General features: G+C 67.7%; 14 protein-coding genes and 1 pseudogene. All 15 read right to left on the bottom strand.

Features of this window, described 5'->3' with window-relative positions:
• Positions 1–167: 167 nt before the first annotated feature.
• The gene (scpB, locus tag EAW56_RS10080) at positions 168–728 is read right to left on the bottom strand and encodes an SMC-Scp complex subunit ScpB (RefSeq protein ID WP_165765347.1); all 561 of its coding nucleotides are present in this window, start codon (positions 726–728) and stop codon (positions 168–170) included.
• A gap of 65 nt (positions 729–793) precedes the next feature.
• Positions 794–1,576, bottom strand: a complete 783-nt coding sequence (locus tag EAW56_RS10075) for a segregation and condensation protein A (protein WP_233125709.1) — start codon at positions 1,574–1,576, stop codon at positions 794–796.
• Positions 1,577–1,657: 81 nt separating this feature from the next.
• On the bottom strand, positions 1,658–2,539 hold the full coding sequence (locus EAW56_RS10070) for a ParA family protein (protein WP_095276720.1): 882 nt from the start codon (positions 2,537–2,539) through the stop codon (positions 1,658–1,660).
• Between the two features lie 110 nt (positions 2,540–2,649).
• Positions 2,650–3,768 (bottom strand): dermokine domain-containing protein, encoded by a 1,119-nt coding sequence (locus EAW56_RS10065; RefSeq protein WP_147453282.1) that lies wholly within the window; start codon positions 3,766–3,768, stop codon positions 2,650–2,652.
• 105 nt (positions 3,769–3,873) lie between these two features.
• The gene (xerD, locus tag EAW56_RS10060; protein WP_122086393.1) at positions 3,874–4,788 is read right to left on the bottom strand and encodes a site-specific tyrosine recombinase XerD; all 915 of its coding nucleotides are present in this window, start codon (positions 4,786–4,788) and stop codon (positions 3,874–3,876) included.
• Complete coding sequence (locus EAW56_RS10055; RefSeq protein WP_279629699.1) at positions 4,788–5,465, bottom strand: NUDIX domain-containing protein; 678 nt, start codon at positions 5,463–5,465, stop codon at positions 4,788–4,790. Before EAW56_RS10055 ends, xerD begins: the two co-directional genes overlap by 1 nt.
• Before the next feature lie 10 nt (positions 5,466–5,475).
• Entirely contained in the window at positions 5,476–6,351 is an 876-nt protein-coding gene (locus EAW56_RS10050; protein ID WP_095536105.1) for a copper transporter, read from the bottom strand.
• A gap of 12 nt (positions 6,352–6,363) precedes the next feature.
• Positions 6,364–7,560, bottom strand: coding sequence for a putative cytokinetic ring protein SteA (steA, locus tag EAW56_RS10045; protein ID WP_122086389.1), 1,197 nt, complete (start codon positions 7,558–7,560; stop codon positions 6,364–6,366).
• A gap of 53 nt (positions 7,561–7,613) precedes the next feature.
• On the bottom strand, positions 7,614–9,341 hold the full coding sequence (gene recN, locus EAW56_RS10040) for a DNA repair protein RecN (RefSeq protein ID WP_122086388.1): 1,728 nt from the start codon (positions 9,339–9,341) through the stop codon (positions 7,614–7,616).
• Positions 9,342–9,381: 40 nt separating this feature from the next.
• On the bottom strand, positions 9,382–10,302 hold the full coding sequence (locus tag EAW56_RS10035; protein ID WP_122086386.1) for an NAD kinase: 921 nt from the start codon (positions 10,300–10,302) through the stop codon (positions 9,382–9,384).
• Complete coding sequence (locus EAW56_RS10030; protein WP_122086384.1) at positions 10,299–11,129, bottom strand: TlyA family RNA methyltransferase; 831 nt, start codon at positions 11,127–11,129, stop codon at positions 10,299–10,301. The genes EAW56_RS10035 and EAW56_RS10030 overlap by 4 nt, the downstream gene beginning before the upstream one ends.
• Before the next feature lie 14 nt (positions 11,130–11,143).
• Complete coding sequence (locus EAW56_RS10025) at positions 11,144–11,311, bottom strand: hypothetical protein (RefSeq protein ID WP_233125703.1); 168 nt, start codon at positions 11,309–11,311, stop codon at positions 11,144–11,146.
• A gap of 1 nt (position 11,312) precedes the next feature.
• Complete coding sequence (locus EAW56_RS10020; protein ID WP_122086381.1) at positions 11,313–12,308, bottom strand: HAD-IIA family hydrolase; 996 nt, start codon at positions 12,306–12,308, stop codon at positions 11,313–11,315.
• 17 nt (positions 12,309–12,325) lie between these two features.
• Positions 12,326–13,171 (bottom strand): hypothetical protein, encoded by an 846-nt coding sequence (locus EAW56_RS10015; protein WP_415528389.1) that lies wholly within the window; start codon positions 13,169–13,171, stop codon positions 12,326–12,328.
• A 161-nt stretch (positions 13,172–13,332) separates the two neighbouring features.
• Positions 13,333–13,584 (bottom strand): annotated as a pseudogene (locus EAW56_RS12735) (hypothetical protein); the annotation flags it as partial.

The following is a 13,584-nucleotide window of genomic DNA, read 5'->3' as shown; positions in this document are numbered from 1 at the left end:
GGCTTTGCGTACGAAGGGTAGAACGTTTCGTCCTTCCCCTTGTCCGGTGTGCCGTCTCGGCGAGCGGGAGGAGTCATGCTGAATCCTTTGCAAACGTATTGGGGTTGTGCGGGCCACCGAAAACGGTGCGCCCAAGTTCGTGGCAGAGTCTACCAGGACTTGGTGTTCTACCACGCATCCTCGATCGCGTCTACCTCTGGCAACAGCGGCGCCAGGTCCGGCAGGCGCGACAGCGAGTCGATTCCCAGCAGCTCCAGGAACAGTTCCGTGGTGACGTAGCGGTGCGCGCCAGTGGCGTCATCGGGGTCGACCTCCGCAATCAACCCGCGCAGCGTCAGCGTGCGCATCACCCCGTCCACGTTGACACCGCGCACGCCAGCGACCTGCGCGCGGGTCACCGGCTGGCGGTACGCCACCACTGCGAGCGTCTCGAGTGCGGCGCGACTCAGCTTCGTTTGCGTACCGTCGAGCACGAACGCCTCGACCGCATCGGCGTTGTGCGGCCGCGTGTAGAGCCGCCACCCCTCCTGCGTTTCGCGCAGCTCGATCCCGCTGCCCCGCGCGTCAAGCTCGCCGGCCCACTCGCGCAGGACCGCGTCCACGTCTTCCCGCGTCGCGTCCAGCACCCCCGCCAGGTCCTCCGCCTCGACGGGATTGTCCACCACAAGCAGGATCGATTCCACGCGCGAGCGCAGCTGTGAGACCATCGGCATGTCCATGTCGCACATTGTAAGGGGCTGAGTGCTTGTCGACGCCTCCCCGCCCCCACCAATCTCGCACTACCTAGCACCGCCTAGCTCCAGTTGCTTGCCGCGACCACCGCGGGGTCCACGTCGAGCCCGGTCCACGACACTTCCAGCGGCCCCAGCGCCTCCTCCTGCTTCGTCTCCACTGCGCGCGCCTTGTACAGCTCGAGCAGCGCGAGGAACCGGCCGACGATCTCCATGGACAGCGCGCAATCCTTGGTCAGCGACGCGAAAGAAAGCCACTGTGTCGCCCCGACCAGCTTCAGCGTTTCCAGAATCCGCCCGGCCTGCTCCGGCACGGAGACCTGCACGGCGTGCAGGTGGTCAACGCCGACCTCCTCGGGCGGCTTCGGCCGGAAGACGCTGGCGGCAAGCTCCGCAAAACTGGCCGGGGTATGTCCCAGGCGCACGGGCGGCAGCAGGTCCACGAACTGTGGCTCCATCGACACCGCGCGCGGGTACCTGCGCCTGGCATGCTTCTGCCACTGCGCAAACTGGTCGGCCACTTGCTGGTACGCCCGGTACTGCAGCAGGCGGGCGAAGAGGAGGTCGCGCGACTCCAGCAGTTCGAGGTCTTCGATCTCGTCGGCGTCGCCACGCGGCACCAGGCGCGCCGCTTTGAGGTCCAGGAGCGTGGCCGCGACGAGGATGAACTCCGTGATCTCGTCCAGGTCAGCGGTCTCCCCAAGCGCCCGCGTGTACGCGATGAACTCATCAGTCACCTCTGCAAGCGCCACCTCGGTGACGTCCAGCTTCTTCGAGCTAATCAGGTTGAGCAGCAGGTCGAAGGGGCCCTCAAAGTTGTTGAGCACGAGGCGGAACCCGGTGATCTCGGGCTGCTCGCCCGCCTGCCCACGCCCTTGCGCTCCGTCGCGCCCCTCTGCCCCGGTGTGCGGGTCGCTCACGCCGACCTACGAGGTCCTGGTTTCGGTGCGCTCCAACAGCTCTTTGGCCAGGTTGCGGTACTGCTCCGCCCCCTGTGAGCGCGGCGCCCACGTGATGATCGGCTCACCGGCGACCGAGGTCTCCGGGAACCGGACGGTCCGCGTAATCACGGTGTCAAAGACGCGGTCACCGAAGACCTCCACGACGCGATCCATCACCTCGCGGGCGTGTGTCGTGCGCCGGTCAAACATGGTGACCAGGATGCCCACGATGTCCAGGTCGAAGTTGATGCGGTCGCGCACCTTCTCCACCGTGTCCGTCAGCAGGGCCAGTCCGCGCAGCGAGAAGTACTCGCATTCCATCGGGATGATGACCCCCTGCGAGCAGGCCAGGGCGTTGACCGTGAGCAGGCCAAGGGACGGGCCGCAGTCGATGATGATGATGTCGTACTCGTTGCGCACCGGGCGCAGCGCTCGCGCGAGCGTGTGCTCGCGCCCCACCTCATTGACCAGCTGGATTTCCGCGGCCGAGAGGTCGATGTTTGCCGGCACGAGATCGAGCCCGCTGACGTTGGAATGGCGAATGGCACCGTGGATGCTCGTGGTGTTGTCAAAGAGCAGGTCGTAGACGGTGACCTGCTCCTCGTCGTGCGAAACCCCGAGCCCCGCGGACAGGGCGCCCTGCGGGTCGAGGTCCACCAGCAGCACCTTGCGGCCCTGCTCCGCCAGGCACGCACCCAGGTTAATGGTGGAGGTCGTCTTCCCCACGCCACCCTTCTGGTTGACCATGGACAGCACTGTGGCCGGGCCGTGCTTGTCCAGCGGAGCCGGGTCCGCAAACTCGCGGAACGGACGCCCCGTGAGGAAGGTCTTCTCCTCGGAAGCGTCGAACAGTGCGTCGTCTGCCATTGTCGGTCCTCTCCGTGCCTTTCCGTCGCCTGGCACCGTCTCTGCGCCAATCGAGCCCGTCACGCCGTAACGCTTGACGCGCCCATCTTACAACACTGTTGTTTCGCCGTTTAGGCCCGCGCGCGCCGCCGTACAAAGAACACAATGATCAACGCAATCGCCGCCAGCAGCGCAACCCCGCCGATAATCAGCGGAACAATCGAGCCGCCACCGTTCGAGTCAGTGTTGGGGCCTTGATCGCTTGCCGACGCCTCCCCATACGGACTCTCCCCGTCCCCGCTCGCCTCTTCCGTGGGCGCATTGGTCGCGGTGATCACGGCGACGAACTCGGCCTTGCCGTCCCGCACCACTTCCATAATGAACGGGTTGTCCGGTGTCTCGCCTTCCGGGTACGTCAGGGTCAGCGTGCGCTTCGCCACGTCGACGTCGCGCTTGACCCCCTTGATCACCTGGCCGTTGACGTCCAGGTAGCGCAGCGTTGCGCCCTCGGTATCGGTCTTGGTGTACTTCATCAGGTCCGCAGCGCGCGACAGCGGCACCTTCACCACGAGCGTGTTGCCGTCAATCTCGCCGTCGAACTCGAAGCGCTTGGCGCCCGAAGTGTCCACCTCCTCCGCCTTCGTGCGGTCCGGGTGGGACACGCTGCCGGCCGCGCCGCCGGACTTGCCGCTGCCGCCGCCGTTCCTGCTGTGCCCGCTACCGGCACTGCCTGCTGAATCCCCTGAGTCCCCTGAGTCCTCCGTATCCCCAGCATCCCCAGCGCTTTCGCCGTCCCCATCCTCGCCGGACCTGCCAGACTCGCGCGCACCGCTGCCGCCTTCGCTGCCGGAAGTATCATCGCCGGCGCTGGCTGCGCCGCCTGCCGACGACGCGTCGTCGGCAATTGCTTCCTCGTCATCGCCCACGGCGACCAGATTGACGGTCGCGTTCATCCCTCCAGAGCTGGCGGGCACGCTCGCAGTGGCGCCAGGGTCATCGGGTGCGGTGACCGAGACCTGAGTGCCGTTGGAGGTGACGGTCCATCCGCCGCCGGAGTAATTCGCATCCACGGGCACGCCGAGGTCCACGGTGGTGGTCTCGCCGGCGCGGACAGTGACCTCGGACGGGATCATCGATTGCACCTCCGCAGGGTCGATGCCCTCGGGAAGCTGCGCTGACGCGAGCGGCGCACCAACGGCGCAGAGCGTGGCGACGCCACACGCGGCAAATGTACGGCGAGCTAGATTCACGGGTCGTGGACCTCCTTGAGTATCGTGCAAAACGCTCAATCTACACGGTTATGCTGGCAATCACTGCCACTGCATCCACAGGCAACGGTGAGATCCGCCCCCGACTCACGCACGCGGATGGGCCTGCCGCCACACCTCGCGCAGATTCTCCGCCGTGACGTGGGTGTAAATCTGCGTCGTGGTCACCGACGCGTGTCCCAGCAGCTCCTGCACCGTCCGCACGTCCGCCCCTCCCTCGAGGAGGTGCGTGGCAAACGAGTGGCGCAGCGTGTGCGGGGAGATGTCTTTGTGCACGCCCGCCCGCTCGGCGGCCTGCTTGATCGCCGTCCACGCGCTTTGGCGCGACAGAGCTCCGCCGCGGGTGTTCAGGAACAGGGCGTGAGACTTTCCGGTGGCAAACGACGGGCGCACCCGCACAAGGTATGCCTGCAGCGCGTCCTGCGCGTGACTGCCCACCGGCACCAGCCGCTGCTTATTGCCCTTGCCGGTGACGGTGAGAACCCCTGCGCCGGGCTCGAGCTCGGACGCGTCGTCGACGTTGAGTGCAAGCACCTCGGAGACGCGGGCGCCCGTGGCGTAGAGCAGCTCCAGCAACGCGCGATCGCGCACGCCAACCGGGGTATCGCCCGCGCACGAGTCAAGCAGCGACTCGACCTCCGCGACAGAAAGCGTGTCCGGCAGCTGCTCGCCCTGCTGCGGCGGGGCCACCTCGGCGGCCACGTCGCGCGGCAGGACCCCCTCCGCCACGCCGAACTTGTGCAGCCCTCGAGCCACGACCAGGGCCCGCGCTACCGAGGAGGTGGCCAGCGGCTTCGTCCCGTCGACGCCGCGGCGGAGGTCGGCCACGTACGCCTCGACGTCCAGCGCGCTGACTGCCGCGAGATCGGTGATGCCGGCGCGCTTCAGCCAGGTGAGGTAGCGGTTGACGTCGCGTCGATAATTGCTCTCCGTGTGCGTGGACACGCCGCGCTCGACGATGAGGTGGGTCAACCAGCGCTCGGCGAGGGTGCGAGCCTGCACTAGATGCGCTTCATGTCCGGGGTGATCCCTGCGGCGACGCGGCGCTTTGCCAGCGAGGTCGGGCGCAGCTCGAACGGTGCGTCGGTGCTGCGCGGTGTCGCGCGACCGGCTTGCACCTCGCTTGCTGCGAGCACGCCCGCGATCGCGATGGAGTTGACGATCTCACCGCGAAGCACCGCCTCGCGCGCTTGTTCCAGCGGCATCCAGGTCAACGTCATATCCGCCTCTTCCTCCTCGGCGGGCGGGCGAGGGACCTCGCGGAGCTCGCGGGCGAGGAAGACCCGGACGGCCTCTTCGGCGAAGCCGGGCGAGGTCACCAGGTCCACAAGCACTGACCAGTTGGCGGCCTCGAGCCCGGCTTCCTCGACAAGCTCGCGCTTGGCGCCGGTCAGCTCGTCCTCACCGGCGACGTCGAGCAGCCCGGCGGGGAGCTCGAGCAGGCGGTGGCGCACAGCGTGCCGGTACTGCTTCACCACGGCCACCTCGTTGCGATCGTTCAGCGCAACGACGGCGACTGCGCCGAAGTGCTCGACGACCTCGCGCGACGCCTGCGCCCCGCCGGGCATCGTGACCGTGTCTCGGCGCATCGCCAAGATGGGCGATTCCTGCAGCAGTTCCGAGTCAACGACCGTGAACTCGTGCGCGTGCGGCGAAGTGTGTTCCATCTGTTCAGCCATAGGTGTAAGCCTAGGACGTTGCCGAGCCTGCCGCACCAAGCGTCGCGCGGATGCGGCCCGCCTCCGTCTCCACGGCCTGCACAAAGGTCGCGTGCTGGAGCTCCGGTGCGTGCCACGCGTCAATTTCGCGCACGCCTAACACGGTCGGCTCAGTCTTGCCCAGTGCGTCGGCGAAGTCTGCAAGCAGCTGTTGGCCGAATTCGTCTGGGGCGCCCTTGCCTGCGCCCACGCCGCCTTCCTCATCGGTGTCGTCTCCGGCGGCCCCGGTCACGATCACGATCGCGTCAGCGGGCACAAGGTCGCCGCTGTAGTGCACAAACCCCGCCTGCTTGAGCGCATCGAGGACGAACTGCCGGTCGCCCGCGGGCGCGAGCGGCTCCCCCGTCTCCGCATCAACCAACAGTGCCGCGGACAGCGATTCACCGGCGTGGACGCCTGGCCGTCGATCTTCCACCGACAGCTGTGCCCCGGCGGGCAGGGTGTTTGCGATCAGTGACGACAGCGCGTCCGCCGAGTCCTGATCCGTGAACTTTGATGCCAACTCAAGCTCGCCGGAATCCTTGGCGCCCGCCTTTCCCAGCAGCCAGCGCACCGCCTTCACGTCCTCATCGGAGGCGCCCTCGGTGCGGATCACCGTCACGTGCTTATCTTTCAGCGCGTCTTTCACAATTGCCGCCGACTGCTCACCGAGCAGCGTATCCGAGTTATCGGCGTACGCCTCCGCGCGCTGCGCCTCCTTCGAGGTCGCGGAGTTGTCCTGGCCAAGCGGCTGGCCGTCGTTATGCATCGCGGGCGCGATGAGCAGCGCGCCGGCGGCCACGCCGAGCGCAATGCCCCACCCCAGGCCGGTCACCACGAGCCCGCTTGTGCGTCCTCCATCAGACATGTTCAGGCTCCTTTACTTGGTCAGGCGGTCGATCAGGTCCTGGAAGGACAGCGCAATGCTGTTCCAGGTATTGACCAGGTTGTCAGAGAAGTCCCCCGGCCCATACAGGCCGACGACGAGGACGATGGTCGCGATCGCCACCAGGATCCCCAGGATCGCCCACGCCCACGCGACCCCGCCACTCGACGGCACCGCGTACAGCTGCTCCACCACCGTGGAATCAACCAGCTTGCGTCCCGCCTTCATGCGGGTGAGCAGCGCCTCGGGCGGCGTCGACTCGGGCGCAGCGAAAATCTGGTCAAGCTCCACGACCTGACCTACGGTCACGATCATCTCCGCGTCGTGGAACACCGCCAACAGGATCGCCAGGTCCGTCGGGGATTCCGTCGCCGCCGGAAAGGTCATCGCCCCCACTCCCAGATCCTGGATGCGCTCCAGCCCCGGAGCAAAACCGTCCGGCTCGGCGGGGAGGATGACGCGCGCGCCGCTGCGCAAGCTTTCCGACGCCACGTCAGTCGGATCTCCGACAATGTAGTCAGGTTCGAAACCGAGCTCCACGAGGACGTCCGACGCCTGACCAACGCCCACGATCACCGGGGTGAACTCGGACATGAAGTTCTTGATCCCCTTCAGCCGATCGCGGAGGTCCGGGCAGGGCGACACCACCACGACCTTTCGCTCCGCCATGGACTCGCCAAGGTCCGGGGCGCCGAGGCCGTCGATGAGCAACGGGGCTTCCGCGTGCACGAACTCGATGGTGTTGCCAAAGTAGGCCTCCATCTGCTCGACCAGGTTGCGCTGCGCCTCGGCGAACGTGGCGTCGAGGTCGCCGCGCGTCACAGGCACTGCGGTCCCCGCAGGCTTCTTGCCCACGGTGATGCTGCCGTCCTCGCCGAGACGGACCTTCTTGCCGTCGCGTAAGGCGCCGTCGGCTCCGGTTGCTTCGAGGAGGGTGACGTTGGCGTCGAGAAGCAAATGCGGGCCGTAGTTGGGCATGGCGCCGGTGGAAAAGCGGGACAGGTTGATCACGGCGCTCGGCCGGTGCGCAAGCAGCGCCTCAGCCTGGCGGCGAGTCATGTCCGCCGAATCAACCAGCGCGATGTCGCCCTCGCTCATGCGGGACGGCCCCTTGCCTTTCGGCCTGCAGTCACGCAACGTGCCCGTCAGCGCGGGCTGCGCGGATTCGGAGTTCCGGGAAGCAACAGTCATGCGTCATATTGTGCACGCGTGACCTGCCCGAACCTGGTAGGCGCGCGGGAGCGCTACTGGCGCAATTCCTCCACTTCGCGCTGCGCCCGTGCGAACAGCTCCTTCGCGTGGGCTTTGCCGGTATCGGAGTCGTCCAAGCCGGCCATCATGCGGGCCAGCTCGTCGATCCGCTCGGCGGAGCTCAGGCTCAGCACGCCCGAGGTGACGGCCTCGTCGCTGACATTCTTTGCCACGTGCAGGTGGGTATCCGCGTAGGCCGCGACCTGCGGGAGGTGGGTGACCACGATGACCTGGTTGCGCGCGGCGAGCCGGGCAAGGCGGCGGCCGATTTCCACCGCTGCGCGCCCGCCGACGCCGGCGTCGACCTCGTCGAACACCATCGTCGCTCCCCCGCTGGTGCCGGACAGCACCACCTCGAGGGCGAGCATGACGCGCGAGAGCTCACCGCCGGACGCGCTCGTCGCCAGCGGCTTCGGCTCGAGCGCGCTGTTCGGGGCAAGCCGAATCTCCGCCGCATCGGCGCCGCGCGGGCCGAAGTCGGTGCTGTCAATGGATACGGTCAGCTGCGCCTTCGGCATCGCCAGGCCGTGGAGTTCTTCGGTCACGGCCTTGCCCAGCGCCGCGGCGGCCTTGGCCCGCGCCTTCGACAACGCGGTGGCGCGGGTGCGCATCTGGGCTTCCGCCTCCGCGACCTGCTTCTTCAGCTGCTCGATGGCCTCGTCGGAGGTGTCGATGCGTTCGAGCCGCTTCGCAGCCTTGGCGCGCCAGGCCAGGACGCCAGCAATGTCGGGGGCGTATTTCCTGGTCAACCCCTTGAGCTGCTGCTGGCGCTGGAGGAGCCGCTCAAGCTCGTCCGGGTCACTCGGGAGCTCCGCGACGTAGCTGCCAAGTTCCGCGGAGACGTCGCCAAGCATGCTCGCCACCTCGTGCAACCTGGCGCCGAGCTCCTGCAGCTCCTTGTCACTCGCGCCGTCCAGCGCGGTCGCCGCGCGGCCGACGAGCGTGGAGGCAGCTTCCTCGTCGTCGCCGTACCCGCCAGCCGCCTCGGCGCCGTCGATGGCTACGAGCGCGGTGTGCGACGCCTCGCGCAGCGCGTCGACGTCCTGGAGGCGATTAATGGTGTCGACGAGGTCTGTATCCTCGCCGTCCTGCGGGGCGACCTCGTCGATCTCCGAGATGGCGAACTGCAGCCGGTCAATCTCCTGGGCCAGCTCCTGTCGACGCTCCGTGCGCTCGCGGAGTTCGCTCGCCGCCTTGCGCCACGCCGTGTACGCGGTGCGGTAGGTCTCCAGCTTGCCGGCGATTTTCGGGTCGAACCGGTCCACCGCCGCGAGCTGCTGATCTGGCGACATAAGGCGCAGCTGGTCGTTTTGTCCGTGGATGGTGAGCAGCTCATTGGAAAGCTCGCCCAGCGTTGCCGCCGGCACCGTCCGCCCGCCGAGGTGCGCCTTCGACCGCCCGGTCGCCTTGACTGAGCGGGAGACGACGTACTCGTCGTTCTCGTCGGCGGCCGCGCCGGCCCCCTCCGCGATCTCCGCGATGCGCACGCGGACGTCCTCCGGAAGCCCGTCGGTGCTGAACGCGCCCTCGACCACGGCCTCCTTGGCGCCGGTGCGCACGCGGGACGCGTCCGCGCGGCCTCCGGTGAGGAGCCGCAGGCCGGTGACCACCATGGTCTTACCTGCGCCGGTCTCACCGGTGAGCACCGTGAGCCCCGGAGCCAGTTCCGCAGAGGCGTGCGAGATCACGCCCAGGTTGCTAATGGCAATCTCTGCCAGCATGGCTTCTCCCTTTCCTCACATCCGTCCCGTGCAGCCGCGGCTACGAGTAGCGCGGGCCGCGCCAGCCAGACACCGGCAGCTGGAACTTGTTCACCAGCCGGTCGGTGAACGGGCGGTCGTCGATACGCACCCACCGTACCGGGCGCGCGCCGCGGATCACTTCCACGCGCGAGCCCGGGGGCATTGCAATCGAGCGGAAGCCGTCCATGACTACCACGGCGTCGCTCGTCGTCGGTTCGGATTCGACGGCAACCGTGGACCGCGGCGAGACCACCAGTGGCTTAGCAAACAGCGCGTGCGCGTTGTTCGGCACGACGAGGATGGCGTCCAGCGCGGGCCACATGACGGGACCGCCCGCGGAGAAGGCGTACGCGGTCGAGCCGGTCGGGGTGGAGATGAGCACACCGTCGCAGCCAAACGAGGACACGGGGCGGAAGTCGATCTCCAGCGTGGCGTCGAGCACCTGCGTGCGGTTCGCGTTTTCAATGCTGCACTCGTTGAGCGCCCAGCTGCGCCCCAGCTCGTTGTCGTCTGCGTCGCGCACCATGACGTCGATAGTCATGCGCTCTTCGACACGGTAGGTCTTATCAATGACGTGCTGGATCACCGCCTCGAGGCTCTCCGACTCGCCCTCTGCGAGGAATCCGACGTGGCCCAGGTTGATGCCCAGCACTGGGATGTCCTGCGCGTGCGCGAAGCTCGCGGCGCGGAGGAAGGTGCCGTCGCCGCCGAGGACGAGGACAAGCTCACAGCCTTTCGCGGCGTCTGGCCCGGGCTGGACGTGGTCCAAGTCGCGCAGCACCGCGTCCTCATCGACGGGGCTGTCCTCCCGCAACGTGAGCAGCCGAACCCCGATGCCGGCGGCGGTGAGCAGGCGCGCCGCGACCGAAGCGGAAGAGATGTTTTCGGGCCGGTAGTAGTGCGGGACGAGCAGGATTGTCCGGTGCGCGGTCTCAGTCACGTGTGTGTCGGTCCTTCCTCAACTGCTGTGTCCACCATGGCCCGCAGCGCCGCAGCATCCAGTGCTCCGGCGCCGCCGTCTTTGACCAGCCATAGGAAGTATTCTACGTTGCCGCTCGGGCCGGGAAGACCAGAAGCGGTGACGCCTTTCACGCTGAGCCCCAGCGACTGCGCGTACGCGGCCACGTCCGCGGTCACCTCGGCGCGCAGCTCGTTCGAGCGCACGACACCGCCATGGCCGAGCCGGTCCTTGCCCACCTCGAACTGCGGTTTCACCATGGGAAGCAGGTCGGCCCCCGGCGCCAGGCAGGCCGCGATCGCGGGCAGCACCAGCTTGAGGGAGATGAAGGAAAGATCGCCCACCATGAGCTCGGCGGGTTGCCCGATCTGCTCGAGCGTCAGGTTGCGGATGTTCGTCCGGTCCAGCACCCGCACGCGCGGATCATTCTGCAGCCGCCAGATCAACTGCCCGTACCCCACGTCCACGGCGATGACTTCCCGCGCCCCGCGCTTGAGCAGCACGTCGGTGAAGCCGCCGGTCGATGCGCCCGCGTCGAGCGCCACTTTGCCCGCCACGTCGAGCCCCTGCGGCCCGAACGCCTCCAGCGCGGACAGGAGCTTGTGCGCGCCTCGCGACGCCCACTCGTCCTCCTCCGCCACATCCACCTTGATGGAAGCGTCGGGTTCCACCACGGTGGCGGGCTTCGTCGCGGGGAAGCCGCCGACGATGACTTTGCCTTCCTTGATCCACGTCTGCGCCTGCTCGCGCGAGCGCGCGATTTTGCGGCGGACGAGTTCGGCGTCGAGTCGCCTCCGTCCAGGTGCCACGTCTGAGTCTCCTTCTACTGGTTGCGTAGGGCGTCGCTTAAGACGTCGTGGGCGCGGGTGAGCTGCGACGCTTCGTCGACAAGCGATTGCACGGGCTCGGCGAGAATCTCCTGCACGCGCTGCGTGACTTCGGCGGGGCTGTGCTGCGTCGTGCGCGGGTCGTGTGGCTTCGGCGCGGGCACGCTACCACCACTTCGCCAGCGCGGCCTCGGCCTCCGTGGACGCCGCCCGCACATTCCTCGGCCCGGTGGGCTGCGCCCAGGCGACCTCGAGGGCGGTACGCAGCGCCTGAACGCTTGTCGACGCCTCCTCGCCCCCATCCACGACCAGCTCGTCGCCCTCCATCCGCGCCTGGAAGCCGCCCTGCGCACCGGGCCGCAGCGTAGCAGGCTCCGCCGCCAGCGCGCGCATATCTTCGCCGATGTACGTTGGGCGCTGCTGCGGCGGGGCCTGGAGCAGCGCGAGCGGCCCGGAGACGCCGGTGAGCACGTGGAGCGTGGGCATCCCCGCCGCGACGCCGCCAGCCAGGTCGGTGTCCAGGCGGTCGCCGATGCCCAGCGGCGACTTCGCCCCGAAGCGCTCGGCCGCCTGGTGGAACATCGCGGGCTCGGGCTTGCCCGCCGACCGTGGCGTCACGCCGGTGGCTGAGGTGACCGCAGCGATCATCGATCCGTTGCCTACCATCAGGCCCCGCTCCATCGGCAGCGTCGTGTCCATGTTGGACGCGAGGTAGACGGCGCCGGCGCGGATGGCCAGCGCGGCTTCGGACAGCTCCGCCCACCCGGTGTCCGGGTTGTGCCCGTGGAGCACAGCCTTCGGTGCGTCGTCGGCGGAATCCGTGACCTGGTACCCCGCGTCACGGACGAGATCCTTGAACGGCTGCGCGCCGAGCACGAGGACCGGATCCCCCGGTTCGAGCACGCCCTCCGCCAGCCCGAGCGCAGCCTGGGCCGAGGTGAGGACGTCGGCCTCGGCGGCGTTGAGCCCAATGTCTTGCAGCATCGCTGCGACCCTGCTCGCCGCACGGGAGGCGTTGTTCGTGATGTAGATTGCCTTGCACCCGGAGGCGTTGATCGCTTCGACGGCGTGCGGGATCGCCCGGCCGCCCTCCCAGACCGTGCCGTCCAGATCCAGCAGAAGCGCGTCGTGCTGCGCTTGTAGCGTCGTGTTTCCGTCCATGTCTCGTCGCGCTCGTTCTAGCTCAGCTCGCGGACACGCTCGTCCGCATCCGTGATGCCGTCTTCGTCTGCCTTGGCCACAGCGGCGAACCACTCCTTGGCCTCGTTCTCCCGCTGCACGGAGAGCAGCGCATCTGCGTACGCGTAGGCCAAACGCAGCTCGGAGAAGGTTTCAGGATGCAGCGTCGGGTCAAGGCGAGACAGCGTTGCCAGTGCGGAGTCGTGCTGCCCAAGATCGTGGCGCGCACCTGCGAGCACGATGGCCAGCTCGACGCGGTCTTCCGGCTCCAGCTGCCGAGCCTCCGGCGTCCGCCCCAGCTCGAGTGCCTTTTCGGGGCGGCCAAGGCCGCGCTCCGCGTCTGCCATGACGGCCAACAGGCCGGGGCCGCCGCTCATGCGGCGTGCCGCCCGCAGCTCGGAAAGCGCTTCCTTCCATTCACCGGCGTGGTAGGCCACGATTCCGTTGGTCTCGCGCACCACGCCCACGCGGCCTGCGCGGTTCTTCGCGGCACGCGCGTGGCGCAGCGCGAGCTTGGGGTCGTCCTCCAGCATCTCGATCGCCATCACCATGTGCTGCGCTACGCGGTTAGCGTTGTCCTTGGACAGCACGCGCAGGTCCTGCAGCACGGAACGATCAAGCTCATTGATGTCGATGCCATCCGGCAGATCCGGCTCGGAAATCTTCTGCGCCATCCGGTCCTCGCGGAACCCCTGCCGTGACGGGTTCGACCGATCATGCCGGACCTTTTTCTCAAACCTGTCGCCGCGGCCACCGCGACGCTTGTCATCGCGGCCACGCTTCGGCTTGCCACCACGGCCGTTCTGGCCACCACGCTTATACGACCGGTTATCGTTTTCCGACATCAATGCCCTTTCTTTCGCGTTCAACTCATTATAGGGTCTGTTGCTCTCGGACACCGCCAGGGGCGAAGTGCTTATCGACGCCACCGCCACACCAAAGGCCGCGAACCCTCACGAGCTCGCGGCCTTCTACTGAGCCCCTACTCCAGGCGAGGCGAACCTCACTACGGCAGCATCGCCGCAATCTCAGCGGGCAGCATCGGCTTCAGCGAAGGAAGCGCAGCTGCAACGCCGCCCAGCACCAACAGGATCACGCCGGCCGAGACGACTCCGATCCCCGCCCCGTTGAGCTTGCCGTCCTCATCGCTCAGCGCGTTCTTTCCCTCGGCATCTCCGGGCTTACCGCCGTCCTGAGAGCTGGAACCGCCATCGGTGCCCGGAGTCCCCGGCTTTGGCTTCGGCTTGGGCTTCGGCTT

This window comes from Corynebacterium gottingense, from assembly GCF_003693265.1.
GTDB classification, from domain to species: domain Bacteria; phylum Actinomycetota; class Actinomycetes; order Mycobacteriales; family Mycobacteriaceae; genus Corynebacterium; species Corynebacterium gottingense.
The sequence above is the reverse complement of the archived record's forward strand: the minus strand, read 5'-3'. Positions and strand labels throughout refer to the sequence as shown.